The 26,073-nt window shown below is 45.7% G+C and carries 20 protein-coding genes; 16 read left to right on the plus strand and 4 right to left on the minus strand.

The features are described from left to right. Nucleotides 1-22 precede the first annotated feature (22 nt). The 5 genes from QE357_RS16550 (at nucleotide 23) to QE357_RS16570 (ending at nucleotide 7,894) form a co-directional block, all read left to right on the plus strand. Entirely contained in the window at nucleotides 23-445 is a 423-nt protein-coding gene (locus QE357_RS16550; RefSeq protein WP_106635199.1) for a DUF2141 domain-containing protein, read from the plus strand. Nucleotides 446-503: 58 nt separating this feature from the next. Further along, nucleotides 504-1,343 (plus strand): 50S ribosomal protein L11 methyltransferase, encoded by an 840-nt coding sequence (gene prmA, locus QE357_RS16555; protein ID WP_106635198.1) that lies wholly within the window; start codon nucleotides 504-506, stop codon nucleotides 1,341-1,343. A gap of 187 nt (nucleotides 1,344-1,530) precedes the next feature. Further along, nucleotides 1,531-6,534 carry a hypothetical protein gene (locus QE357_RS16560; RefSeq protein ID WP_309709756.1) on the plus strand — a complete coding sequence of 1,668 codons (5,004 nt, stop codon included), beginning with the start codon at nucleotides 1,531-1,533 and terminating at the stop codon, nucleotides 6,532-6,534. Between the two features lie 91 nt (nucleotides 6,535-6,625). Then, entirely contained in the window at nucleotides 6,626-7,369 is a 744-nt protein-coding gene (locus QE357_RS16565; RefSeq protein ID WP_309709759.1) for an SDR family NAD(P)-dependent oxidoreductase, read from the plus strand. A gap of 57 nt (nucleotides 7,370-7,426) precedes the next feature. Further along, on the plus strand, nucleotides 7,427-7,894 hold the full coding sequence (locus QE357_RS16570; RefSeq protein WP_106635195.1) for a GNAT family N-acetyltransferase: 468 nt from the start codon (nucleotides 7,427-7,429) through the stop codon (nucleotides 7,892-7,894). A gap of 362 nt (nucleotides 7,895-8,256) precedes the next feature. On the opposite strand, the gene QE357_RS16575 is transcribed toward QE357_RS16570, so the two are convergent. The 3 genes from QE357_RS16575 to QE357_RS16585 all read right to left on the minus strand — a co-directional run bounded on the left by QE357_RS16575 (nucleotide 8,257) and on the right by QE357_RS16585 (nucleotide 11,042). After that, complete coding sequence (locus QE357_RS16575; RefSeq protein WP_309709764.1) at nucleotides 8,257-9,825, minus strand: calcineurin-like phosphoesterase family protein; 1,569 nt, start codon at nucleotides 9,823-9,825, stop codon at nucleotides 8,257-8,259. 30 nt (nucleotides 9,826-9,855) lie between these two features. Continuing rightward, entirely contained in the window at nucleotides 9,856-10,128 is a 273-nt protein-coding gene (locus QE357_RS16580; RefSeq protein ID WP_106635193.1) for a hypothetical protein, read from the minus strand. A 179-nt stretch (nucleotides 10,129-10,307) separates the two neighbouring features. After that, on the minus strand, nucleotides 10,308-11,042 hold the full coding sequence (locus QE357_RS16585) for a hypothetical protein (RefSeq protein WP_307140993.1): 735 nt from the start codon (nucleotides 11,040-11,042) through the stop codon (nucleotides 10,308-10,310). 185 nt (nucleotides 11,043-11,227) lie between these two features. On the opposite strand from QE357_RS16585, the gene QE357_RS16590 reads away from it, so the two are divergent. After that, nucleotides 11,228-12,112 carry an HD domain-containing protein gene (locus tag QE357_RS16590; protein WP_106635191.1) on the plus strand — a complete coding sequence of 295 codons (885 nt, stop codon included), beginning with the start codon at nucleotides 11,228-11,230 and terminating at the stop codon, nucleotides 12,110-12,112. Between the two features lie 147 nt (nucleotides 12,113-12,259). Here the strand turns inward: QE357_RS16590 and QE357_RS16595 are convergent, their stop codons facing one another. Next, entirely contained in the window at nucleotides 12,260-12,715 is a 456-nt protein-coding gene (locus QE357_RS16595) for a lipocalin family protein (RefSeq protein WP_106635190.1), read from the minus strand. Nucleotides 12,716-12,780: 65 nt separating this feature from the next. On the opposite strand from QE357_RS16595, the gene QE357_RS16600 reads away from it, so the two are divergent. From QE357_RS16600 to porU, 10 genes are all read left to right on the plus strand, one after another. Continuing rightward, complete coding sequence (locus QE357_RS16600; protein ID WP_309709773.1) at nucleotides 12,781-14,307, plus strand: serine hydrolase domain-containing protein; 1,527 nt, start codon at nucleotides 12,781-12,783, stop codon at nucleotides 14,305-14,307. Between the two features lie 252 nt (nucleotides 14,308-14,559). Next, nucleotides 14,560-15,552: an aldo/keto reductase gene (locus QE357_RS16605; protein ID WP_309709778.1), complete on the plus strand. Its 993-nt coding sequence runs from the start codon at nucleotides 14,560-14,562 to the stop codon at nucleotides 15,550-15,552. A gap of 320 nt (nucleotides 15,553-15,872) precedes the next feature. Further along, nucleotides 15,873-16,196: an NADH-quinone oxidoreductase subunit NuoK gene (gene nuoK / locus QE357_RS16610; protein ID WP_106635187.1), complete on the plus strand. Its 324-nt coding sequence runs from the start codon at nucleotides 15,873-15,875 to the stop codon at nucleotides 16,194-16,196. A gap of 63 nt (nucleotides 16,197-16,259) precedes the next feature. Further along, nucleotides 16,260-18,179, plus strand: coding sequence for an NADH-quinone oxidoreductase subunit L (gene nuoL / locus QE357_RS16615; RefSeq protein ID WP_106635186.1), 1,920 nt, complete (start codon nucleotides 16,260-16,262; stop codon nucleotides 18,177-18,179). A gap of 13 nt (nucleotides 18,180-18,192) precedes the next feature. Further along, complete coding sequence (locus tag QE357_RS16620) at nucleotides 18,193-19,638, plus strand: NuoM family protein (protein ID WP_307140998.1); 1,446 nt, start codon at nucleotides 18,193-18,195, stop codon at nucleotides 19,636-19,638. A gap of 42 nt (nucleotides 19,639-19,680) precedes the next feature. Next, the gene (locus QE357_RS16625; protein WP_307140999.1) at nucleotides 19,681-21,081 is read left to right on the plus strand and encodes an NADH-quinone oxidoreductase subunit N; all 1,401 of its coding nucleotides are present in this window, start codon (nucleotides 19,681-19,683) and stop codon (nucleotides 21,079-21,081) included. 22 nt (nucleotides 21,082-21,103) lie between these two features. Then, nucleotides 21,104-21,646, plus strand: coding sequence for a GtrA family protein (locus QE357_RS16630; protein WP_307141000.1), 543 nt, complete (start codon nucleotides 21,104-21,106; stop codon nucleotides 21,644-21,646). Between the two features lie 224 nt (nucleotides 21,647-21,870). Beyond that, nucleotides 21,871-22,050, plus strand: coding sequence for a hypothetical protein (locus QE357_RS16635; protein WP_309709787.1), 180 nt, complete (start codon nucleotides 21,871-21,873; stop codon nucleotides 22,048-22,050). 64 nt (nucleotides 22,051-22,114) lie between these two features. Beyond that, nucleotides 22,115-22,723, plus strand: a complete 609-nt coding sequence (locus QE357_RS16640) for a hypothetical protein (RefSeq protein WP_309709790.1) — start codon at nucleotides 22,115-22,117, stop codon at nucleotides 22,721-22,723. A 36-nt stretch (nucleotides 22,724-22,759) separates the two neighbouring features. Then, nucleotides 22,760-26,038: a type IX secretion system sortase PorU gene (gene porU / locus QE357_RS16645; RefSeq protein WP_309709793.1), complete on the plus strand. Its 3,279-nt coding sequence runs from the start codon at nucleotides 22,760-22,762 to the stop codon at nucleotides 26,036-26,038. The last annotated feature ends 35 nt before the right edge of the window (nucleotides 26,039-26,073 follow it).

Here is a 26,073-nt window from a genome sequence, read left to right on the forward strand (position 1 = left end):
TTGAAAAGTATACTTTACCGCTATGAAAGTTTTACTCATTCTCAGTCAGTTTGTTTTTACACTAGGTTTGACATCCCCTCCCAAACAAGAACCACTCGCCATTACGATTACCAATCTCAAGAATACGCGTGCTCCACTTAAAATTGCTGTATTCAGGAAGACTGATGAATTTCTGAAAAAGCCCTTCAAGTCCTACACGCTTGAACCGAACGGCGGCTCCTCTCCAACGCTTTTTGCCGACGATCTACCTTACGGCGAATACGCGGTGGCCATCTTTCAGGATGAAAATAAGGATGGGAAGCTTAACACCAATCTTCTGGGAATACCCAAAGAACCCTACTGCTTTTCACAGAATTATCGTCCTAAGATTAAATCTCCTAAGTTTGAATCCTGTAAATTCATTTATTCAGCTAAGGACAACCGCATGTACTTACAGTTGTTATAATGTATTAACATTAAACCGTTAGTACGACAAACGGCTTTTCGTTTTCTACCTTTGTCTCATGAACTATTACGAACTACAGCTTCACGTTTCGCCGGGTTTTGCGGATATTTTTGTGGCTGAACTGGCAGAAATTGGTTTTGATTCCTTCGTAGAAGAGGATACGTATATTCTGGCGTACATTCCAGAAGAAGGTTTTCACCCTGAACCCATTCAGGAGATCATTCAGCGGTATGAATCCATTACCGGCCCGCTGGAGTATTCCATCAAGTTTATTGAAAAAGAAAACTGGAATGCGGAGTGGGAGAAAAACTACACGCCTATCGACGTCGAGGGCCGCGTGCTGGTTCGGGCCAGCTTCCACGAACTGGATGCCTCTAGTTTTGAGTATCAGATCGTTATTAATCCCAAAATGTCTTTCGGCACGGGTCATCACGAAACTACCTGGATGATGCTGGCTCATCAACTGGAAATTGATCAGGAAGATAAGCTGGTGCTGGACGTAGGTTCGGGCACGGGCATTCTGGCTATCATGGCGGGGTTACGCGGAGCGTCCTACGTTTCTGCCTTTGACATTGAAGAATGGGCTACCGAAAACGCCATTGAAAACGTAGCTCTCAACCATTTAAACGATATCGTTCACGTTCGTCAGGGCACTATTGAAGACGAACCCGCCGCCTTGTATGATGTTGTTCTGGCCAATATTAACCGGAATATTCTTTTACGGGAAATCCCCATCTACAAGGAGTTTATGAAACCCGGTGGGGTTTTGGTCGTCAGTGGTTTTTACGAACAGGATTTGCCTGAGATTGAAACCGTTGCACAGTCCGTTGGTCTGGAATTAGCCGTTACTAAAACCCGAAATGGCTGGGCAGCCGCTCGTTTCACGTATGTGGTTTAACCGTCCATTTTCAAACATAAGTCATTCATAATCAATACAAAAAAAGCTTCAATGGTATTATTGAAGCTTTTTTTGTTGCCTTCTTGGCGAAAACCCTTCAGTTTCACGTTTAAGAAAAGAATCGTACTGGAAACAGAAATAGCTTTCGACTGTTTTCCAGGGTATGGAAGGCCAACCCTTTAGTCTTATGCGAGTAGCACTACTTTTTATTTTTTGCCTGACGATGCATGTTTCATTGGCTCAGCAGGTTAAATTTTCCGATCAGCCCGAGCCTTTTGCTCAGGACGTTCAGACTGTTCTGACCTCGTTTGGGCAAGCTCAGTTGGGAGCCGACTTCAATACGGCCTGGGCCAGCATGAGTTCAGATCAGAAAACGCAGGTAATGGCTCTTACTAAAGCTATGATTGCGAAAAATATGAAGCAGCCGCCTTATTTGCTACCCTGGTTTCAGGCTTTGAACGCAGCCGTGCAGACGCAGCAAATGAAGGGCACGGATTTAAGTAACTTCCTAACAGTCACCGAAAAAACCTTTAAGTCCAGCGATAGCAAAGGCTATCTTAGTTACCTCAATTTTTCGCGGCTGTTTTTAACTTCCCGACAACTTTTTACGTCAAACTTTAATAAGCTTTATACTTCAGGCGGCAAGTTTAATTTTCGTTTCATTGACCAGCCGCTCGATTATCGCACTTCAAAAACGGACGAGGCAGCCAAACCCACCACTCCTACCGAAAACAAACCCGCTGACGAGCCTACAGATGATGGCTGGGGCAATACTACTAGCTGGGATGATTCCAGTTGGGACACGCCCGTAGCCGTTACCGAGGCCGTTAAGGCTCTTCCACAGCCCCAAACGCTCGCTGCCGGGCCCGTACTTGATTTACAGGATGCTTCCTTTTCGATGGTCACTGCTCAGGATTCGTTTGTGGTTGACAAAGCGACACTGAGTTTAGGGATCAAAGAAGGATTAATTTACGGTAAATCAGGTCATTATACCTGGAATATTGGGGAATTGAATCAGGCGGGCGTTGATCTGAAATCCTATAAAATTTTAGTAAAGACGCCACGATTATTCGCCGATGAAGCCACACTGACCTATAAAGAACGGTTGAGTACCCCCGTGAAAGGAAACTTCCGATTTGAAAGCCGGAAGCGTCCCGCGAATGCACCTGTCACCCAGCCTCAGTTTCAGTCAGAAGAGGCGGATGTAGAAATCAAAAACCTGGGGAAAGACCTTACGTATCGCGGAGGCTTTGCTCTCATTGGGTCGAAAGCTTACGGTGCTGCCGCCAATGGGAAACGAGCTATTATTACCGTTCAGCAGGATGGGCAAGTAGCCTTCAAAGCACAGAGTAAAGGTTTTGAGTTAAGTGATTCACTGATTTACAGCCCCGCAGTGCAGTTTACGGGCTATTATCCCACGGGCGATACACTCACGCACCCTTCCATTCGCATGACGTATAACACGCAGACCAAGCAGTTGCGTCTGGCTCGTCAGGAACGCGGGGGGTATCGCAGTGCATCCTTCAGCGATAGTTATCACGGATTTGCCATTCGGGCCGATGCGGCAAAATGGAGTTTACCCAGCAAACACCTGGAGTTTGATATTATTTCGGGACAAAATGCCGTCCCTGCCCGATTCGAATCGGTGGATTATTATGAATCCACCCAATACGAAAAACTGACCAGTCCGCAGGGTTTTCACCCCGTTACCATTCTGGCTAATTGCCTCAAGCAAAAAGGCGTTTCGGCTATTACCGTGGACGAACTCGCGGCTCATTACAAACGCGATGGCAAGCTTATGCGGGACGCTTTGATTCCGCCCATTGAGCAAGGTTTTATTGACTATAATCCTGATACCGATCAGGTCAGGCTCAGTTCGAAAGGTCAACATTACTTGCAGGTAGCCTTGGCGAAAAAGGATTTTGATAACCTCGCCATTCTCTCCACACAGGCTGGTTCTGATCGGGATAGTTTAGCCAATGCTTCCATCAATTTCAAAGATAACTTCCTGACTATTCGCGGTGTAGCTCCCTTCAAGGTGAGTGATTCACTGAAGATTTTCATTCGTCCCGCCGACAAGGTAGTTCGGGTAGGTAAAAACCGCTCGTTTGTTTTCAATGGCGAAATGAAGCTGGATAATTTCCGCTTTAAAGGCCGCGATCTTAATTTTAATTACGAGCAGTTTTACGTAAATCTCGATAAACTTGATACCGTAACCTTCGTTCCTCAACAGATGAAAGGGAAGAAAAACTCGAAGGAAATTGGTCAGGATTTGAAATACGGTTCGGGTAAACTTTACCTCGGAAAGCCCAATAATAAATCCGGGAAAAAACCCAGTGCTCCACGACTGGTTGTGCAGGATGGGGTTAACATCTACTTTGATGATACCACCCGACTCGCCGGAGCGTATAACCGAAAGGTTTACTTCAAAATTCCCAAAATTGATCAGGACAGCTTAACAAGTAAGGACATTGAGTTTTCAGGAACCTTCTACTCCGATGGCGTTCTGCCCCCCATTCAGACGAAGTTGATTACCATGCCCGATAACTCCCTCGGCTTTGCCTATAAAGTCCCCGAAGCGGGCCTGAAACTGTACGAAGGCAAGGGTAATCTGAAAGTAACCGGCACGCTGACGATGGACAATAATGGCCTGAAAGCCGATGGTGTTTTAAGCACGTTGACGACCTCGCTGGAAGGCAAACAGTTTGTGTTAACCCCCGACTCGGTCGTTAGCTTTACGGGTACTTCCGGGCGTATTAAGGAAGGAACCGTTGGCAAAGCTTATTTCCCCGAAGTAGCTTTCAAATCCTACGAAATGAAATGGTTACCTAAGGTAGATAGCCTGGTTATTACAGAAAAAGAAAGTTCGCTGGACTTTTATAATGGAAGTTCACAACTGAAAGGAAGCTTGTTAGTGCGTTCTACTGGTCTATTTGGCGAAGGGGTAATGAAGCGAAAAGATTCGGAAATCAGCTCCGAAAATTTCTCCTTTAACAAAAACCAGTTTATTGCTCAACGGGCTCAGATTCAGATTGGCACTGGGGAGAAACCTGCCCTGTTGGGCCGGGCTGTAGACGTCACCTTCAATACAGCGGCTCAGAATGCCCTCATTCAAACGCCCAAAAACGCGACGCTGGAAGATTCGTCAAGTCTGTTTTTCCCTTACGCGGCTTACACTACTACCATTAACCGGGCCGACTGGGACATTGCCAAAAAGACAATTACCATGAAAGGTAATGTAAACAGTTCGACTTTCATTTCGACGAATCCATCGCAGGAGGGGCTGGCCTTTAATGGAGCGGAAGCACTGTACGAAATTGATAAAATGACGTTGAATATTAAGGGAGTTCCTTACATCAAGTCAGCGGATGCCAAGATCATTCCTAACAAAGGGCTGGTATCCATCAAACAGGATGCAGAGATGATTCCGTTGAAAAAGGCTCGCGTAGTGGCGGATACGGTTAATGAATTCCACCATTTATCCGACGGAAATATTCAGATTCTTTCAGCTAAGAAATTCGAAGGTGATGCGATTTACCAATACATCCGTTCCAAAGGCGATACGACTAAGTTAAAAATTGATGCCTTCGAATTCCGGGAAGTCACTAACAGTCAGGCCGTTGCTTCGGCTAAACCAAGTCGTAAGAATAAAGCCGAAAAAACCGTTCATTCCGGTCTGAGCTATGGAACAGTGGCCCGCTCAGGAGTTAGCGAAGAGAATAACTTCCTGCTCACGCCCCGACTGGCTTACAAAGGCGATATCACGATGGTAGCGGCCAATCCGGGCCTCACCTTCAAGGGAGCCATTCAAACACGCCTGAAAAGTAAAATTGCCGAGCCCTCTTGGATTCCCTTCGAAGGTTCTACGGGTGACAGTCTGAGTTTGAGCGTGGATGGCCTGAAAGCCGAAGATGGTCAGACCCCTCTGTATACGGGTCTGCACTTTGGTGGCGAAGGTTTATACCTGAGTTTCCTTTCACCAAAAGTTAATCCTCAGGATGCGGATATTTTCACCGCCAGTGGTCGTTTGCGGGATGATGTCAAGACGAATCAGTTAACAATTGCCAGCGACGTTCGGGCGAATGACGAAACACTGGAGGGTCCGAAATACGTTCTCAATGACAATAAAAAGATAATTACGTTTGAAGGGCCTATTCAGTTATTCTCGCCGGCTACAGCCGTACAGTCGGCAGGTTACGCACGGCTCGTTCCCGATTCCACCAAGTATCTTTTCAATACCTTGTTAGTATTGAATACGTCCATTGCGGCGGCGGTGATGAACATTGCCGGAGACAAAATTGTCAAAACCAATCTAGACGAAAAGATTAGCGAGGAAGCCGCCGAGCCCGACTTTGATCGTTTATTACTGAAAATTGCAAACGTGGCAGGTGGCAAAACTGCCGAACAATTCACGCAGAAATCGACCAATGGAGCGAACGTTCCGCTGGCTTCCCTTTCGCCGAAATTTGCAGCTACAGCGGTGTTATCTAATCTGAGTATGCGTTATAATCCCGAAAATCAGGCCTTTTATAATGTTGGTAAAATCGGGGTATCTAACCTCGGTACCACCGACATTAACGGGCAGTTTGACGGAGCCTTGGAAATTCGAAAAAATCCGGGTGGTATGGATGACTTGTTCTTCTACCTTGAGCTAAATCCAGATGTCTGGTATTACCTGGCATTGGTTCAGGGCACTACGGAAGTGTATAGTTCGGATCAGGATTTCAACGGACAGTTACAGGCTAAAACGGGCAAGGATAATAAAATCAGAATCGCTTCGGAGGAAGATAAAAATAACTTCGTAGACCGTTTCAGCACCATGTATCGCCCTCGTTCGAGCAGTCAGCCCCGTAAACCGAAACCCGTTGTAGCGGCTCAGCCCAAAGAGGAAAAAGCAGAGCCGACAGAAGTCCCTCAACAGGTTACGGGCGAAAAACCCAAAGCAGCTAAAAAAGAAGCCGTTAGCGAAGAGAAAGTAGCCGCAGAATCGGACGATCAGCCTGTAGAAGAAATTCTGGAAGACCCGAAAAGTAAAAAATCCAAAACGAAGAATAAAAAGGCAATCGTGCAGGCTCCGGTGAAAAAGCCGGTAGCCAGCGATTCTACCAAAACCAAAAAGATTACTTCGCTTTCAGAAACCGAAGAAGCCGCTCCGGTAAAAAAACCGGCAGAAAAGAAAACGGGTTTTTAGTTTGTAAAAGAGACGGGTGAACACTCGTCTCTTTTTATGATTACTTAGTTAAGGCTTTATCTTTACGAGCCGCTTTATACCTCTTTACACTATGAATGTTATTGTTACCGGAGCCGCTCAGGGCATTGGTTTTGAAATTTGTCGGCAAATGGCTCTTCGCGGAGCTTCCGTTTTGCTGAATGACATTGACGAAATCATGGCTCAGCATGCGGCGGCCCGAATTCGGTCAGAAGGCGGAAATTGTCAGATTCTAGCGGGCGACGCTTCCGATGTTGAATTCATCAAACGACTGGTTCAAACCGCAGTTACCCAGTTTGGATCGCTGGATATTTTAGTAGCCAACGCAGGAATCACTACCTTTGGCGACTTCTTTGAGTACCAGCCCGAATCCCTTCAAAAACTGCTGGATCTCAATATTCGGGGTAACTTTTTTCTCACGCAACAGGCCGCCTTACAAATGCGAAGCCAAGGTCAGGGGGGACGAATTTTATTGATGTCTTCGGTAACAGGACAACAGTCGCATGCGTATCTTGCGGCATATGGCATGACCAAAGCAGCCCTTCAAATGTTGGCGAAGTCACTGGTAACGGAGCTTTCGCCCTATGGTATCACGATCAACTGCGTAGCTCCCGGAGCAACCCTTACCGAACGAACACTCGATGACCCAGATTATACCTCCACTTGGTCGCGGATTACGCCTCTGAAAAAACCCGCTACGGTAGCAGACATTGCAGCAGCAGTTTTGTTCTTAACTTCGCCCGAAGCGGGTCATATTACGGGCCAGACACTCGTGGTAGACGGCGGCTGGACCAGCGTAAGTCCTTCTCCTTATTAAAAATACTTCGGCACTGTCTTTTTAGAATCCCCTATTCTTAACGTATCTTCTCCATCTATGCAATTTGACTTAAAGCAATTTCACGAACTCACCGTCCAGGAATTGTATGAAATTTTAGCACTTCGTTCCGAAGTGTTTGTGGTTGAACAGAATTGCCCTTATCAGGATATTGACGGAAACGACCCCAAAGCCTGGCATTGCCTGGGCAAGGATGACGACACCGGAAAGCTTATTGCTTACACCCGTCTGTTTGATCGCGACGTTTGTTTTAAAGGCTATACAGCCATTGGCCGCGTAGTTACCTCTCCTGCCGTTCGTAGTTCAGGTTTAGGCAAGCGTTTGATGGAAGCTTCCATTGCCTACTGCCGCCGCCTGTTTGGTCCACACATGATTAAAATTGGAGCTCAGACCCATCTGGTGAAGTTCTATACTTCTTTAGGCTTTATCTCTACGGGAATGGAATATATCGAAGACGGCATTCCCCATACTTACATGACCTATCAGCATCATTCGAAGATTTCGTAAGTACCTCCTGATCATACCCGTAATTTGATTGAATCAAAGTACGGGTATGATTGATCTATTTTCCTTTCAGAGACCGTCCAAGACCCTCGCAGTCGCTCGGCTCTAGCCGAGTGACAATCTAGCTTGGCAGGCCTCTGGCCGATGGTGGCAAGTCTGTTTTTGTTAGGGAAGTTGTTCTCTGACCCATTACTGATTCGCATCCTACCGGCCAGAGGCCTGGAGCTAAGTGGTCACTCGGCTGGAGCCGAGCGACTGCGGGGGAAATTGCTTTACTTAGCATATCACGTTTAGACAGTCGCTCCTAAAAATTAAAATCCCGAAAGCTGAGCTTCCGGGATTTTAATTTTTACATCAATCCATGGTTATTCAGCCGAAGCGACAACCTGTATTTTTTGTGTATTGGTGAACGTACGACCATAGGCATCTTTCGCCCGAACCTCAATCGTATGATTGCCTTCCGCCATATTACCGGGCAGAGCTGCCTTCCATAAGTGCGTACAGGTTACCGGATTGGATGGACGCATCCCCTTCAAAGGTTCCGTAGCCTCATCCCAGCGTAAGCGAGTTTTCAGCATGATGGGGTCGGGTTCTGCCACCTGGGTCATGGCTTTCCAACTTCCATCATCCAGCCGATATTCCAGTTGATCTTTTTCACTGCCCTGAAAGAAGTTAGCATACACCTCGCCCTTTGCCGACTGGCGACGAGCAATCACTTTCGGAGCATGAATGCCAATCTTATAATCTTCCGGCTGTCCTGCCACGCGGTAATCAAAGGCATATTCATTCCCCTTGAATGAAAGGAACATATAACCTTTCGGGGTGCCATCCCGCATCATTGAAACGGGTACACCTTTCTCGTTCATTTCACCGGAATACCAGTCGCCCGAGGTTGTTCCTACGTTATACTCGTGGTGCGGTTTTTCACGGGTAAATCCTTCTTCCTTACCAAAGAAATGGTGTAACTGGAAGTGCGTATGTGCGGAAAGGGAGAGCGTATGAGGAAAATCCTTCAGAGCGTTAAACATCCGCTGACGGTCTTCCGGGCGAAACTCTTCAATGGGAGGAATGTGGTAACAGAAAACGATCAGCTTGTCTTTAGGAACCAGTTTCAGATCATTTTCAATAAAGTCTAACTGGTCGGGACGCAAACCGCCCAAATACCCTTTCCCGTCCCGAGGATCGGGATAGAGGATGTTATCCAGCACGACAAAGTGAACATCTCCGCTGTTGAAAGCGTAATTATTCGGACCAAAAGCGGCTTCGAAGCTTTCATCCGACAAACTATCCGCCTGAGCATCGTAGTTCATGTCGTGATTACCCATGACGTTGAACCAGGGCAGCCCCAACTGCTGGATGGCTTTCTTATAGGAAGGATATAGTTCAGGATTATCCCCTACTTCATCCCCCAGACTAATGCCGAAACGAACACCTTCGGTTTTGGTCTTTACTTCGTCGATAATTCCTTTCTTGAAAAAGCTTACCTGCTCTTCGGAATATACCTGAGGATCTCCGAAAACCAGAATTTTGAAATCAGTAGGTTCGTTTTGCTTCATTAACGCAAAATCCACTGACTTAGGAAGGGCTCCCGTGGCTGCTACACCCGCAAACTTCGTTTTGGGCGAGCCTTGCGGCTTGTGATGACGGTAAAACTGAGGCAGATTAAACTCATTCACCGGCAGACGATACCCGGAGGGCTTAATCACGAAAATGGTCTGATCCTGACCTAAGGGTAACTCGTATTTACCCTGAGCATCGGTCAAAACTACCTCACGACCATTAGATACGGCCACTTTCGCAAGTCCTGCTTCTTTTTTATCCTTCTTGCCGTTACCGTTCTGGTCTTCGTATACAAAGCCTTTTACCTGGCCCTGAGCAAAAACTGAACCACACAACAGCGTACCAATTCCGCACGCAATCAGTCGATTTAACATAGAATTTTATTCAGAAATCAGAGGAACGTATTATTCAATCCAGTCTTCTTCGTCAGAAATAAAGTCGTACTCTTCGAGCAGAAACTCCATCATTTCTTCGAGAATCTCATCGAGCACACCCGACTGGGCAGGCTTGCTATCATACCAGCGAACGATGGCTTTTTCGGTAAGAACGGGCTGATCTTCTTCGTTTTTTTCAACGCGAATCAAAAACGAAGGTTGTTCCGTGTGCAGGACGTAATCAACGTCTGTATCAGCGGGCATTGATAATAAAAACTTGGGAAGCATGGCGTAGTAATGCATGTGTTTACCCCACAAAATTGAAGCGTTAATCCAGGCTTAACCAAGTTATTTTTTCGTTAAGCGGCTTCATAATCTTTTAATATTGAAATACTTCTAACGAACGACACAAAAAAATAGCCCCGGATTGTCATCCAGAGCTATTTGAAATGTGCAGACTTTCTCACCGTTGAGGCAGAGCGTTAAAATTCTACCACAATCCCCACCGAGGCGTAGTTAATCCAGTTAAACGTATATACCCGATCTACATCTGCTCCTCCTTCTACCACCCGGTAACCCAGTTTCAGGTTTGCCTGCTCGCCTAACGCATAGGTAATACCACCAAAAATATCTTCCGCCCGTCCCTGTTTCGAACCCAAGGCATCGCCTTCAATCAGTAAGCCCCAGCGTTCGGTAGGTTTCCAGCCTGCATAAAAGTTAATGAGGGGGACAAAACCAAAATTATCAAAATACGTATCCTGTCCTTCGTTCTTAAAACGCACCTTCGCATCCCGAATTTTGGCCGTCAGACCCGCCCCTATTCGCCAGTGTTCATTGGCCACAAAATCATAGCGGTACGTCAGGCGGTAGGAATTGAATGTATAGTCAACCGTAACGGGACGATTAGCCGCAAAAGTGGTAGCATTAAAACGAACATCCTGGGAAAAATTCCCGTCATAACGAACGGTCAACGGAGCATATAAAGCTGAAATATGATGGCGGTTATCAATAATGTAATCGGCCCGGAGGCGGAAGAATACTTTAGGTTTTACATTCAGTTCTTTGGCAATATCCACCAGTGTACCGCCCTGATTGGGTATGCGAATCTTGTTATAATTTGTTCCTAAAACCAGCCCTGATTCTACATCCAGGCGGATCTGAGCATGGACCGTTGTCAGACCTAGTAAAGCGAAGCACAGCAAATAAATCTTTTTCATGACGAGAAGTAATAGTTTAGAATCAGTGAATTTATTTCCAAAAAATGCTAGCCAGAACGTTCATTCAGGGAGTTAACAGAACTAAAACCCTGGACAATGGATTGATATAACGCAAGAAGAAAAAGACGTAAAGCTGTCTCTCACCATTTTACGTAAATTTTAATCTTATCCTTAGTCGAGAAAATATGCAGTATACAGATGCGATATATGGTTCCTATGAAATTGAGGGCGTTTGTGCAGAAATCATTCAGAGTAAACTATTCCAGCGATTAAAAACCATTCATCAGGGCGGGGCTAATTTTCTGGTAGACAGCCGCTTACAGCATACCCGTTATGAGCATTCCATTGGTGTCATGTTACTAATCAGGAGGCTTGGTGGTGACGAAAAAGAACAGATTGCAGCCCTCTTGCACGACATTTCCCATACGGCTTTCTCGCACGTAATTGATTATGTCTTAGACATTAGGGACGAATCTTTTCACGAAGAATGGTACGAAACCTTTGTCTCTTATCCTGAAATTTCTTCTATTCTTCAAGCAAACGGGTATACTTCCCAGCAATTCATTCAAGAAAATTTTCCCTTACTTGAACAGCCTTTGCCCCGATTATGTGCCGACCGGGTGGACTATACTTTACGGGATTTGTATCACGCTGAGTTAATAAACTCGACTGAAATTGATTTTTTTCTTTCCCACTTATCGGTTCATGAAAACCGAATGGTAGTAACTTCCAAAGAGTCTGCCCGTTGGATCAAAGCCAGCTACACTATTCTGAATGAAGATTATTTTCACAAAAAAGAAAATCTATTTGCTAATCAGAAATTTGCGGAGTTATTAAGAGAAGGATTAGGTCGGAAATTATTACTGGAAAGTGATTTTTTTCAGGACGATCAGCACATCATTAATCTGCTCGAATTCGATATGTATACCAAAATAAAGCTGGAACGAATCAGAACTATGACCGATTTTGATCCAGCGATACCAAGCACTATTATCGTCAAGAAAAGAGAGTTAAATCCCGAAATAATTCAGGGAGGTAAGACTTATTTTCTTAACACGATTCCTTCCTGATGTAATACTATTTCGATTCGTAGCAGAAGTTCAACCTTCGCTTTTATCTAGTGTTTGTGCTTGATTTACAGAAAGCTTACACCAGAAATGTGATTCATCACGTGCCTTATGAACCGTAAAGTACAGCTTTTGCAACCCTAAACATTACTAGAGGTCTTTCAGTGAAGATACCTGAGCACGTAGCAACGAGTCAGCGGCCATTTGCCTTTTAATTTCCTGAAGTAACTCCGGTGAAAGTTGGGGTTGCCGACTGATAATATCCACACCTTCGGGCGTGAATAAGGTCTTTGAAAAGTAAATCACGGCCCATTGCCCTTGAGGGTCGATTAACCGAACCTCCCATTTGCTTTTCAGTAAACCCAATAAGCCCTTTCCCCGCCAAATAAAGGCATTGGGTTTCTTCTCGTCAGGATAATCATAACCCGTAATCGTTTTTTTCTTTCCTTTTTTCTGATACTTTACCTCGTCGAGCAAGACGCCGGGCTTTTCAGGAACGGGGGTATAGGTGAAGGTGGGGTTATGCTTATTGCCTTTCAGCCACATGGGGAAATTGGTACTGCAAATGAACCAGGTTCCGACGATAACTTTTAGTAAAGAATCCATAGCTGATGGAATTGCGGATAAAACAGATTTAGATCGTAGATTCGCCTATCATTCAAACTTCCCTTATGAAAAAACGATACCTGACCCTTCTCCTCTTCGGTTCGGTTCTTACCAGCAAGGCTCAGACTTTATACCAGCCTCCGGTGTTTACGGACCCAGACCGTCTCGAAAAAATTAAAAGTGCTTTACCTGCCATCGAAAAACAGGTAGAGGAAGAATTTCGGAAAAATAACTTCCCAGGCTTAACCTACGGCATTGTTGTCGATGGGCAGTTGATAGACAGCCATAGTTTCGGTTCAACCAACCTGGCTCAGAAGACGGCAGCTAGCTCAAAATCGCTCTTCCGAATTGCCTCCATGACCAAAAGTATTACGGCCATGGCTATCATTAAACTTCGCGATGAAGGCAAGCTGCGTTTGGATGATCCGGTTCAGCAATATATTCCTGAAGTCAAAAAAACGCCTGCGTTAACCGTCGATGCTCCGGTTATTACAATCCGGCATTTGCTAACCCATGCGGCTGGTTTCCCCGAAGATAACCCCTGGGGTGATCGTCAGCTTGCCATTGCCGACGCGTATTTTCTGAAAATGCTGGGGAAAGGCGTTTCTTTGTCAAACCCTCCCGGTATAACGTACGAATACAGCAACATGGGTTTTGCCATGTTAGGCCGCATTATCACCGTCGTTACCCAAACGCCTTATCAGGAATACATTACTAAGGAAATTCTTAAACCCTTAGGTATGACCCATACCGTATGGGACTTTTCCAAAGTTGAGCCTGAGTTACTGGCTCACGGGTATCGCTGGGAAAACGAAAAATTTGTCGAAGAGAAACTATTACCGGATGGTGCCTACGGAGCCATGGGCGGTTTATTAACTTCGATAGAAGATTTCAGTAAGTATGTCTCTTTTCATTTGGCGGCCTGGCCCGCTCGCAGTGAAGCCGGCACCGGCCCGATCCGTCGGAGTTCGGTGCGGGAGATGCAGCAACCAGCCAATTTTGCTGGTTTAAGTACCTCTCTAAAAGCCAATGGCACGCCTTACTCCGTTTCCTCAGCTTACGCCTATGGCCTTCGCTGGACCCGGGATTCAGACGCGATTACTACCGTTGGGCACAGCGGAGGCTTACCCGGCTTTGGCAGCAACTGGCGGATTTTACCCGAATACGGCATCGGCGTCATTACCTACGCTAACCTTACCTACGCCAACGCGGGCCTGATTAATACCAAAATCATTGAAACGCTTCTGGCTTCGGCTGATTTGAAGAAACGACAATTACCTGTTTCCAAAATCCTGAATCAGCGAAAAAAAGACCTGGTTTCGGTGCTGAAAGACTGGAATCAGGCCAGCCATTACCCCATTTTTGCCGAAAACTTCTTTCCTGACAAATCACTGGCTTTACGCAAGAAGGCTTCCGAAGAGTTATTCAGCAAAGTCGGAAAAATTGTAAAAGTAGGCGATTTAATTCCTGAAAATCAGCTACGAGGCACTTTCATCATGGAAGGTGAGCAAGGAAAAGTACTGGTGTATTTCACCCTATCCCCCGAAAACCCGGCCCTAATCCAGCAGTTGGATTTACGAGAAGTGAAATAAAGAGTTGTTGGAATAAAGTTTGAGTGTGTTTGATTATGGTTTGAATGCCTTTGGTCAATGGGTTTTAGAGTTGGGTAAACTCTTTTACTGATGAATTTAATCATGAGATCAAACCTCCCGAAACAGTTCTAAAACATCATCAAACCATAATCAAACACACTCAAACCTTAAACTCCACACAACACGGCAATTTACATTTTCTCAAACCTTACTCCCCTTTGAAACGTTAAACCTCAAACTAATTCAAGTCACATGAAGTACAGAGAATTAGGCGAATCAGCCTTGCAGGTATCAGCCATAACGTTTGGTGCCTGGGCCATTGGCGGATGGATGTGGGGCGGAGCCGATCGAAAAGAAGCCGTAGAAGCCATTAAGGCCTCACTCGATGAAGGAGTTACCTCCATTGACACTGCTCCCGTATACGGTATGGGGGTTAGTGAAGAAATCGTTGCAGAAGCACTTCAGGGCGTTGCCCGTGATAAGGTTCAGATTCTGACTAAATTTGGCATGCGTTGGGACGTGAAGCAGGGCGATTTTGCTTTTCACACGCAGAACAACGATGGCCAGGAAATTGACGTCTATAAATACGCTGGCAAGGATAGCGTCATTCAGGAGTGCGAAAACAGCCTTCGTCGTCTGAAAACGGATTATATCGACCTGTACCAGATTCACTGGCCCGACAGCACCACACCGATCAGTGAAACGATGGAAGCCCTGGACATTTTACAAAAACAGGGAAAAATTCGGGCCGCCGGAGTTTGTAATTATTCCACGGCTCAGTTTATGGAAGCCGAAGAAACGCTCTCGCTGGCTTCTAATCAGGTACCTTACAGCATGGTAGAGCGTTCCATCGAAAAAGAACTGGTTCCTTATGCCATGGCTCGTCAGAAAGCGATCATTGCTTACAGCCCCCTGCAACGAGGCATTCTGACGGGTAAAATCAAGCCTGGGCATCAGTTTGGTGAAGGTGATACCCGCTCGGGATCAAGATTTTACCAGCCTGAGAACCTGACAAAAATCAACGCTTTTCTCGATGAAATTCGTCCGATGGCTCAAGAGAAAGGGGCTACTTTGTCTCAGTTAGTCATACGCTGGACTATCGAACAACCCGGTATTACCGTTGCTTTGGTGGGTGCCCGCAATGCGGAACAAGCCATCCAGAATGCTCAGTCGATTCACATTTCATTATCGCCAGAAGAGATAGGTGTCATCAACAAACACCTCTCCAATTTGAGCCTGATTTAGATAGAATTATGTTTATTACGCCGAAGTAGGCAAGTGCCCACTTCGGCTTTTTTTGCCTTTCTGAGCTATTTTCTGCGTTTAGTACAATTCTTATTTATATCCATTCTATTCTTACTCTTTTGCAAAAAAACTGTCCAATAAGCTCACAGAGCATTGCGACGGTTTGGGGAAAACTACTATTTTTGCCACATCACTATTCAAAGTGTAGTTATAACATTTCCAGTTTGTAACTTCTCATTGAGAAAAAACCTCTACTCGTTACAGCGTACGTAAAGAAGTGTTTCATAGCTTTCTACGCCGTAACCTCAATTAGCGAAGGCATGATCCCAGAAGTTGTCCAGAAAATTCCGCTTCAATATTACATTTACCTCGCTTCGGCCTTATTCATTATCGGCATTATTGGAGTGCTTACCCGTCGCAACGCCATCATTATTTTTATGTCGGTGGAGTTAATGCTGAATGCCGTTAATTTGTTACTCATCGCTTTCTCAACGTACCGTTCCGATCCGAATGGGCAGGTGTTTGTGTTTTTTATTATGGCCGTCGCCGCAGCGGAAGTGGCCGTTGGTCTGGCCATTATTGTTATGCTGTACCGAAACATCCGTTCGCTGGATGTGGGCTTGATGAATAAAATCAAGTGGTAAATCCTTTGTTTTTCGGCCCCTTCACTAACGAGTAAGCAGGTACGTCTTTACCTCCACTGAACTATGAATTTAGCCTTATTCATTCCTTTATTACCCTTCCTCGGATTCCTAATTAATGGGTTAGGCTTCCGCCGGATACCTAAATCTCTGGTAGGCCTCATCGGAACCGGAGCTTCGCTGGCTTCTTTTGTGATCGTAGCAAGCCTATTCCTTAATTTTTCGGGCGAAGCTCAGACCATTCCTCTTTACGACTGGTTTACGGTTGGTAACCTGAATATTTCCTTTGCTTTTCAGATCGATCAGCTTTCGCTGATTATGATGCTGATTATCACCGGAATTGGCTCGCTCATTCATCTTTACAGCATCGGTTACATGCACCACGATGAAGGGTTTGGCAAGTTCTTCGCTTTCCTGAATCTCTTCCTTTTCTTCATGCTCCTGCTGGTGATGGGTTCTAATTACCTCATCATGTTCATTGGCTGGGAAGGCGTGGGCCTTTGCTCGTATTTACTCATTGGTTTCTGGAATCAGAATCCAAGCTACGGTTATGCCGCCCGCAAAGCCTTTGTGATGAACCGGATTGGGGACTTAGGCTTTCTGATTGGGATTTTTCTGATTATTAACCAATTCGGGAGTCTGGAATTTTCCAGTGTTTTTCCAGCCGCGGCTCAGTTAAGCATTGGCGATCAGGGAATTTTCTGGATTACCATCTGTCTGTTCATCGGAGCAATGGGTAAGTCCGCCCAGATTCCACTGTATACCTGGTTACCCGATGCCATGGCAGGTCCAACGCCCGTGTCGGCACTGATCCACGCAGCCACGATGGTAACTGCCGGGATTTACATGATTGTTCGCTCCAACATTCTTTATACCCTCGCTCCTGATACGCTTCACCTCATTGCCTGGGTAGCTCTGGCGACGGCTCTATTAGCGGCTTCAATTGGCCTCTTCCAGAATGACATTAAGAAAGTATTGGCCTACTCTACCGTCTCTCAACTAGGGTATATGTTCCTGGGTCTGGGCGTTGGAGCGTATAGTTCGGGCTTCTTCCACGTGATGACTCACGCGTTCTTCAAAGCTTTGTTATTCCTTGGTGCAGGCTCGGTTATTCACGCCATGAGCGACGAGCAGGACATTCGTTCGATGGGAGGATTACGCAAGAAACTACCCATTACTTTTCTGACGTTTTTATTAGGAACCATCGCTATCTCCGGGATTCCTCCTTTTGCGGGTTTCTTCTCGAAAGATGAGATTCTGGCTCATGTATTCGAACACAGTCCACTCATGTGGGGACTGGCGGTATTTGGTTCCATGATGACGGCCTTTTATATGTTCCGTCTGCTTTTCCTGACGTTCTTCGGCGAGTTCAGAGGAACGCACGAACAGGAACATCACCTGCACGAATCGCCCCTTACCATGACCTTACCGTTAATGGTGCTGGCAGTTTTATCCGTATTAGGTGGCTTCCTGAATGTGCCTGCCATCTTTGGTGGTTCCGCTAAACTCGACGCTTTCCTCGACCCCATTTTCGAACTTTCCAAACGGGTTAATCCTGAAGCGTTTGCAGGGGTTCATCTGGATCATTCAACGGAGTTAACACTCATGGGCGTTTCAGTAGCCGGAGCTGTGCTTTCAATCATTGTAGCTTTTGTCCTATACGTCAGTCGTAACGCCGTTCCCGAACCCGACGAAGAAATTACGGGCCTTAAGAAACTCATCTACCATAAGTACTACGTCGATGAGATTTATAACGCCGTTTTCGTCAAACCAACGCAGGCCTTATCCGGCTTTTTCTACCGCGTTACCGACCAGATCATTTTAAATAAGGGGGGCGTTGAAGGTCTGGGTAATTTTGTTAAAGGCCTTTCCAATGAGTTCCGCTTATTACAGACCGGTACCACCAGCTTTTACCTCTTCATCATGGTGACGGGTATTGCTGCCATTCTCATTTATAGCCTTCGGTCTTTGATTTTCAACGCATAAGCAAAATAAAGATATGCTTACCCTCATCCTGATACTGATTCCTCTGGTCCTGGCAGCGGTTTTGCTGGGTTTACGTGGCGGAGCCGTCAAGCGAGTGGCTCTGATCGCCTCACTGGTTGAATTAGCCTTAGCCGTTTACGTTCTTTCCATCTTTAAAGCCGATACATCGAGTCAGTTTTCCTTAAGCTATGACTGGATTTCATCCGCTGGTATTCAGTTTGCTATTGGCATCGATGGCATTAGCGTACTGCTGGTATTACTCAGCACGTTACTGGTACCGCTGATTATTCTTTCCACTTTTAATCACAGTTACCGCAATCCTTCCGCCTTTTATGCCCTCATTTTAATGATGCAATCGGCTCTGGTTGGGGTTTTCGTGGCAAAAGATGCCTTTCTGTTTTACTTCTTCTTCGAAGCAGCCCTCATTCCCATTTATTTCATTGCGGCTTCCTGGGGCGGAGAAAATCGAATTCCGGTAACGTTCAAGTTTTTCATTTATACCATTTTCGGTTCATTATTCATGTTACTGGGCCTGGTTTATTTGTACCTCCAGACGCCTGGTTCGCATAGCTCTTTACTTTCAGCTTTTTATGAGTTAAAGCTTTCAGCCGCTCAGCAGAGCGTATTATTCTGGGCTTTGTTCATTGGTTTTGCCATTAAAATGCCCGTATTCCCTTTCCACACCTGGCAGCCTGATACGTACGTGGAATCGCCCACGCCAGCGACTATGCTACTGGCCGGAATTATGCTAAAAATGGGTACTTACGGACTCATCCGAATCGTATTACCTATCGTTCCCGAAGGGGTTCAGGAATGGGGGCTGGTAGCGGTGATTTTATCCGTAACGGGCATTGTATACGGTTCTATTATTGCCATTCAGCAACAGGATATGAAACGACTCGTAGCGTATTCATCCTTCGCTCACGTAGGTTTGATGGCGGCAGGTATTTTCTCCTTAACCCTCGACGGGTTACAAGGCTCCCTCATTCAAATGCTTGCTCACGGTATTAATGTGGTCGGCCTGTTTTTCATTATCGAAATCATCTTCAGCCGCACGCAAAGCCGGGATTTGAGCCAGTTAGGAGGCATTACTCAAAACTCTCCCGTATTGAGTGTCTTCTTTATCATCATGGTATTAGGTAGCGTAGCCCTGCCTTTGACGAATGGTTTCATTGGTGAATTTCTGCTGCTAAAAGGCGTCTTTACTTATAATACCTGGATCGGTATCGTGGCCGGAACGACCATTATTTTCGGTGCAGTCTATATGCTTCGTATGGTTCAGAAATCCATGTTTGGACTGCAAACCACCGCTACCGAGCAATTCACGGATCTGAACCTTAATGAAATTCTGGTTCTGCTTCCGCTGGCTGTTTTTGTATTCTGGATTGGTCTGTTTCCTAATGCATTTCTGAAACTAACCGAACCAGCCGTTGCCGAGTTGCTACGCACCCTGAAGTAAGACGAAGCGGTATTTTTTCATTTACTCTCAAGCATTCAAGACATGCTCTCGATCATATCTCTGTCTCTTTTTGGCATATTAAATTTATTCCTTGGTTTCCTGAAATCCCGTCGGATTCTGCTGCCTGCTACGCTTGTTTTTCTGTTCGTAGCTCTGGCTCTACTTACGCAGGAATGGAACCAGCAGGCTCTATACTTTTCGGATATGCTACGGGTGAATAACCTGTTCGTCAGCTTCTCGGTCATTGTTCTGCTTACTACGGTATTAGTCGTCGGGATTTCCAGAAATTTTGGCGACGATATAGAATATACGCACCCAGCCGAATATTATTCCATTATTCTTTTTTCGGTCACGGGTGCTTTGATGATGATTGGTTTTGAAAACCTCATCATGCTCTTCATTGGAGTTGAAATTCTCTCGGTTGCCATGTACGTTCTAACCGGAACGGACAAACGGAACCTACGTTCCAACGAAGCCGCTTTAAAATATTTCCTCATGGGCTCATTCGCCACGGGTATTTTACTCTTCGGATTAGCCATGATCTATGGAGCCACGGGTTCTTTTAAACTCGGAGCCATCGCTACTTACGTACAAACGGCAACCCAGTATCGCTCGGTTTCTCCCCTGCTCTACATCGGGTTATTACTGCTGTTTTTTGGCATGTTGTTTAAAGTGTCCGTAGCACCGTTCCACTTCTGGACCCCAGACGTATACGAAGGAGCACCTACGATCTTTACGGCTTATATGTCAACCGTGGTTAAAACGGCTGGATTTGCGGCTCTTTACAAACTCGCTTCCGTCGCTTTTGCCAGTTCTTACGGTTTCTGGGCCCAGACATTGGCCGTATTAGCCATCTTAACCTTATTAATCGGAAATATTACAGCTGCGTATCAGATCAGTTTCAAACGCATGATGGCTTATTCCAGCATTTCTCATGCGGGGTATCTGCTGCTGGCCGTAGTTGCTAAAGTGCCCAGTTCTCAATCGGCTATTCTTTTTTACTCACTGGCCTATTCACTTGCCACTATTTCTGCCTTTGGAGTATTAATCGCTGTTTCGGAGCGAAAACCTTATGAAGGAAATCCCGACGAACGTTATGATGCGTTTAACGGTCTGGCTAAAACCAATCCACTACTAGCTTTTATTATGACCGTTTCGATGCTTTCCCTGGCAGGAATTCCACTAACGGCAGGTTTCTGGGGTAAATTTTTTATCTTTTCCGCAGCGGTTCAGGCTAATCTTACCGCCCTGTTAGTCATCGCAGTATTGATGTCATGTGTCGGCATTTATTATTATTTCAGGGTAATAATTGCCATGTATTTAAAACCAAGTGACAACGAAGGAGTTATCGTAAGCAGTGGATTTAAACTAACTTTGCTGTTCACTACGGTTCTGACGCTCCTATTTGGATTATTCCCGGACCTGGTGAATAGATTCTTTTAGTATTAACGTCAATTTTCAACACTTGAAAACAACCCTCGCTCAACCTTTGGAGAAAAAAAAGTCTAAATTACTTAACATTCGTGATTTAGTTGCTTACTTTCTAGTTGCCGGAACCGGAGCTGCCGTTCAGATTATTGCTGGTGGTTATTTCCGGGAGTTTATGAGTTACAATGCTTCTGTTGCCTGCGGTTACGTAGTCTCTTTCGTTGTAGGATTTACCTTAACTAAACTTTTTGCCTTTGATGCCAAGAAATCAGGCCAGACCCGGCGGGAGATGGTCAAGTTTGGGCTGGTTGCGGTTGTTTCTTTCTTCATTACTGTAGGTGGATCAAGTCTGGGTTTTCACTTACTGAATGCTTCCCATCCCGGTGATCTCTATTACCGCATTCCACTGGATTTTCTTTCTGAAAAATCACGCAACATCAATGTGAAGGAATTTGGCGGGCTACTGGTTGGGATGGGCCTTAGCTTCGTAAGTAACTACATATTGCATAAAACCTTTACTTTCAAATCAACCGGCTTTTATGACCGAATCAAGGATTATCTGAAAGGTATTCCTGAATAACGCCCTTCTGGTTACTCTTCCATAATGAGCGTTTTAAAAAAATTTATCAAATTTTAAGGTTTCAGGAGCCAATTAATAGAACTATTTACAGAATTCATAGGTCATTATAAAGATAATGTGTGCTTTTTGTTAAAATCCTTAAAAAAACCTTAAAAGCCCACTTGCTTTATTCAGAATTCGGGTTCAACTTTGTCTCGGCAATAAACCCTAAAATCATCACAAAAATGAAAAAATTGTTCGCCCTGTTCCTTCTTGGCACAATGGTTTCTCTGGCAGCTTGCCAAGAAAAGAAAACTGATTCTGCTGAATCTGCTGATTCTTCTGCTGTAGTTGTTGATACTACTACTGCTGTTGACACAGTTCTTGCTGTTGACACTACTGCTGCTGACACTGCAAAAAAATAATTTTGTAGATTAGGAACACAGCCAAAGCCTTGCCTTCAGGTGAGGCTTTGTCGTTTTTTACCGGATGGAATCTCTCTTACGCCAGCATCTTCCCTCCCTTGCCGTTTCTTATTGCCTGCAGCTCTGGCAGGAACATCCTTTTCATTTCCACGTTTCTCGGCCCCGACGCACGAAGTTTGGTGACTATAGCTATTGCTCCAGCAAAGGCCATCGCATTTCAGTGAACGGTAATATGAATGCCTACGCCTTTCTCATTACCTATCTCCATGAAGTGGCTCACCAGCGGGTGTGTCTGCAATGGGGAACCCGCGTAGCCCCACACGGAAGATCCTGGAAAAAAACGTTTCGGGAATTACTAAAGCCGGTCATAACGGAATCCATTTTCCCCGTTGATATTCTGGCACCTTTACTGGACTATTCCCGCGATCCGAAGGCAGCTACGGCCTCGCATGCTCCCCTATACCAGGCTCTGAGACGATACGACCGACATCCCGAAGGAACGTTACGGCTTTCAGAGGTACCGGAAAATCAGATTTTCTTGCTGGGGAATCGTACCTTTATGAAACACCAGCGACGCCGAACCCGGTTTTTATGCACCGATCAGCAAAACGGTCGTCAGTACACCGTTCCGGCGGAAGCCCTGGTTCAGCTCTCTGATGTACGACCTGAGTAAAATCAACGTTATTGATACGTCCGGTTTTCTGCCTTTATGATTCGATTGTTTACTACCCTATTCTTTATCCTTTTCCTGAGTGCTCTGGTCAGGGCTCAGTCGTCCGTATTAGCTAACGGTCCCTGGCTAAAAATTGGCGTAACTCAAGACGGAGTTTATAAAATTGACGCCACCACTCTTCGAAAAGCCGGTTGGAATCCCACACAGATTAACCCCCAGCATTTGCGATTGTATGGCAACGGAGGAGCCCCGCTGCCTCAGGCTAACCAATCGCCCCGCCCGATGGATTTACTGGAAAATTCCATTCTGGTAACGGGTGAAAGCGATGGGTCTTTCGATATTAGCGATGCTCTTTATTTCATTGGAAAGAGTCCTCACGAAATAAAACTGGATACCCTAGCCGGAAGATTTTCACACCAGCTTAATCCCTATTCGGATACTACTTTTTACTTTCTTACCGTCGGCAATACCCCTGGAAAACGAGTTCAGCTAGCGACGACCTCTGGGTCAGGCCCCCTCCTGACCACCTACGATGATTATATTTTTCACGAAGTAGAAGAAATGAACCGGGTTAAATCGGGTCGCGTCTGGTACGGTGAAAGTTTTTATGTTTATACCGACCGAACCATTCCCTTCAGCATTCCCGGAGCCTTACCTAATCAGCCCCTCTGGGTTACCGCGGCCACCCTGGGTTATGCTTCTGTTCCAACGAATTTTACTTTTTCCTTAAATGGTCAAAGTATTGGTTCTCAAACCATCCGGGCTACCACTTACGAACGTTATGATTTTAAGGGAATTGATGCCGTAAATACCTTTCAAACGACCTTAAACAGCGTGCCTTCAGATGGCAAGTTTTCCATTCAGGTTACCTACAATCGAAATGGAGATAATGCTGCTCAGGGGGTTTTGAATTACCTCGGCATTCAGTTGCAGCGTTCGCTTCACTGGCAGGGTGATAACTTTCAATTCCGTTCGCTGGCGAGTCGAAATTTGCCCGCAGTGCAGATGACCATTGCCAATGCTCCGGCAGATATACAAGTCTGGGACCTTAGTACCCAAACGTTACTGAATGTTTCGAACGGTACCTTCAGTTACCAGCCCGGAGGCCAAGTACACGAATGTATGGCCTTCACGTATGCTAAGAGTCTTTTGCCTGTTTCCTTGCAAAGCATTCCCAACCAGCATTTACACCAGCAGGAAACGCCAGATTTACTCATCATCACAGCTCCGGCTTTACGAACAGAAGCTGAACGACTGGCTGATTTTCGCCGAAAAAATGATCAATTACGGGTGCTGGTAGTCTCAACGGAGGAAGTCTTCCATGAGTTTTCTTCCGGGAAACTGGACCCAACGGCTCTCCGGGATTACGCCAGGTATCTCTATCAGAAAAAGCCGGGTACCTTAAAGTACCTGTTATTGTTTGGCGACGCCACTTACGATTACAGAAATATTCTGAAGGAAAATCAGGGCAAGTCTTTCGTTCCGGTGTACGAAAGCCGGGAATCACTGCATCCGATTTATAGCTACTCTTCGGATGATTACTTTGGCTTTCTGGAAGATGCAGAAGGCGAATGGTCGGAAGATTACGCTGGAGATCAGACCGTTGACATTGGCATCGGGCGTTTGCCAGTCAAATACCTTTCTGAGGCCAAACAGGTTGTTGATAAACTCATGCATTACGAGGACCCGGCAACCCAAGGGACCTGGCAAAGCAAGTGTACTTTCGTAGCTGATGACGGGGATTACAACGTTCACGCCGAAGATGCCGAGCGATTGGTTCAATTCCTTGAAAAAACGCCTTACCAAGCCGAGAAAATCTACCTGGATGCCTTTCCGCAAATAGGAACAGGCTTGGACCAGAAAAGCCCCAAAGCAAATGAGGCTATTACTTCAGCCATGAACGATGGTCGACTGCTGGTTGCCTTTGCGGGGCACGGCGGTGTATCGGGCTGGACGCAGGAGCAGATTCTGATGTTACGGGATATTCTCGGCTGGCGAAACCGCGATCATTTACCACTCTTTTTAACTGCCACCTGTGAATTTGGTCGTTACGACGATCCAGGAGTCGTTTCCGGGGCTGAATTGGCTTTATTGAATGCTCAGGGTGGTGCTATTGGATTAATCACCACTGCTCGTCCCGTTTTTGCCAGTTCTAATTCGCTGGTAAGCGAGGCCTTTATGAAAGCCGCCTTTCAGCCCATCAACGGCGTACTGCCTCGGCTGGGCGATCTCATCCGTCAAACTAAAAACAATAGTCTGGCGGGCCGAATTAATCGCAATTTTGCCCTTCTGGGCGACCCTTCCATGCGGTTAGCTTATGCCAGCGATTCCCTGAAAATCCAAAGTCCTGATACATTACGAGGCGGCGGGCAGGTTACCCTATCCGGCTCGACTTCGTTTGATGGCGAAGGCTGGCTGGAGGTTTACGATCAGGAAAGAACTTATCAAACTCTGGGCGATGAAAATCCGAAATTCAGTTATAAGGATCGGAAAAGTTTGCTTTATAAGGGCAAAATCAGCATCACCCAAAAGCAATTCAGCAGCAGTTTTATCTTACCTACGTCATTGGAAACCGGATCGGGCCGGGCATTGATTCGAGTATACGCTCAGGCCACTGACGGAAAACGAAGTGCTTTAGGAATAGCCAGACCGTTCATTAATGGTAAAAATTCAACCCCCATCACTGATCATACAGCTCCGACCTTGAGCTTATTCATGAATACAAGTGACTTTAAGAACGGTGGAGAAACGGATGACAGTCCGATATTATTCGCTCAATTAGCGGACGATTCAGGGCTTTCGTACACGGAATTAAACCCTATTTCTGCGGTTTTAAATGATACGTTAACCATCAATCTGAATTCCTATTACTTCCCGGAAAGTACTAAATTGGGTCAGGTAATCTATCCTTTCAAGCATTTACCCCCTGGTTCCCACCGCCTTCAGGTGCAGGCCTATGATGTATTTGGAAATCGGGTTAATCAAAGCATAGAATTTTACGTAGTTCCAAGTACGAAAACGTATCTTCGCAACGTTACGGCTATGCCAAATCCCTTCACGCAAAAGGCTCGTTTTACCTTCGAACATGATTTTCAGGACGATGATACCGAAATTACATTCTATCTGTACGATCTTTCCGGTCGATTGCTCCATCAACAGAGCCTTCAAAGTTACGTTACGCCCTCTCCGTACGAAGATTTAGTACTTGAAAAACCAGAATTGAATACGGGTTTATACATTTATCGTATTTTTGTACGCTCTCTTTCTACGGGGCGTTCCCTAACTGGAGGCGGAAAGATTTCCTACATCAAATGACTTTTGTTAGTTTTGCGATTAAATACATCCCACGA

This window comes from Siphonobacter sp. SORGH_AS_0500 (assembly GCF_031453245.1).
Lineage (GTDB): Bacteria > Bacteroidota > Bacteroidia > Cytophagales > Spirosomataceae > Siphonobacter.

Excerpts from the sequence above, each read along its gene's own strand:
- QE357_RS16550 (WP_106635199.1), top strand. The coding sequence starts at position 23 with ATGAAAGTTTTACTCATTCTCAGTCAGTTTGTTTTTACACTAGGTTTG.
- prmA (WP_106635198.1), top strand. The coding sequence starts at position 504 with ATGAACTATTACGAACTACAGCTTCACGTTTCGCCGGGTTTTGCGGAT.
- QE357_RS16560 (WP_309709756.1), top strand. The coding sequence starts at position 1,531 with ATGCGAGTAGCACTACTTTTTATTTTTTGCCTGACGATGCATGTTTCA.
- QE357_RS16565 (WP_309709759.1), top strand. The coding sequence starts at position 6,626 with ATGAATGTTATTGTTACCGGAGCCGCTCAGGGCATTGGTTTTGAAATT.
- QE357_RS16570 (WP_106635195.1), top strand. The coding sequence starts at position 7,427 with ATGCAATTTGACTTAAAGCAATTTCACGAACTCACCGTCCAGGAATTG.
- QE357_RS16575 (WP_309709764.1), bottom strand. The coding sequence starts at position 9,825 with ATGTTAAATCGACTGATTGCGTGCGGAATTGGTACGCTGTTGTGTGGT.
- QE357_RS16580 (WP_106635193.1), bottom strand. The coding sequence starts at position 10,128 with ATGCATTACTACGCCATGCTTCCCAAGTTTTTATTATCAATGCCCGCT.
- QE357_RS16585 (WP_307140993.1), bottom strand. The coding sequence starts at position 11,042 with ATGAAAAAGATTTATTTGCTGTGCTTCGCTTTACTAGGTCTGACAACG.
- QE357_RS16590 (WP_106635191.1), top strand. The coding sequence starts at position 11,228 with ATGCAGTATACAGATGCGATATATGGTTCCTATGAAATTGAGGGCGTT.
- QE357_RS16595 (WP_106635190.1), bottom strand. The coding sequence starts at position 12,715 with ATGGATTCTTTACTAAAAGTTATCGTCGGAACCTGGTTCATTTGCAGT.
- QE357_RS16600 (WP_309709773.1), top strand. The coding sequence starts at position 12,781 with ATGAAAAAACGATACCTGACCCTTCTCCTCTTCGGTTCGGTTCTTACC.
- QE357_RS16605 (WP_309709778.1), top strand. The coding sequence starts at position 14,560 with ATGAAGTACAGAGAATTAGGCGAATCAGCCTTGCAGGTATCAGCCATA.
- nuoK (WP_106635187.1), top strand. The coding sequence starts at position 15,873 with ATGATCCCAGAAGTTGTCCAGAAAATTCCGCTTCAATATTACATTTAC.
- nuoL (WP_106635186.1), top strand. The coding sequence starts at position 16,260 with ATGAATTTAGCCTTATTCATTCCTTTATTACCCTTCCTCGGATTCCTA.
- QE357_RS16620 (WP_307140998.1), top strand. The coding sequence starts at position 18,193 with ATGCTTACCCTCATCCTGATACTGATTCCTCTGGTCCTGGCAGCGGTT.
- QE357_RS16625 (WP_307140999.1), top strand. The coding sequence starts at position 19,681 with ATGCTCTCGATCATATCTCTGTCTCTTTTTGGCATATTAAATTTATTC.
- QE357_RS16635 (WP_309709787.1), top strand. The coding sequence starts at position 21,871 with ATGAAAAAATTGTTCGCCCTGTTCCTTCTTGGCACAATGGTTTCTCTG.
- QE357_RS16640 (WP_309709790.1), top strand. The coding sequence starts at position 22,115 with ATGGAATCTCTCTTACGCCAGCATCTTCCCTCCCTTGCCGTTTCTTAT.
- porU (WP_309709793.1), top strand. The coding sequence starts at position 22,760 with ATGATTCGATTGTTTACTACCCTATTCTTTATCCTTTTCCTGAGTGCT.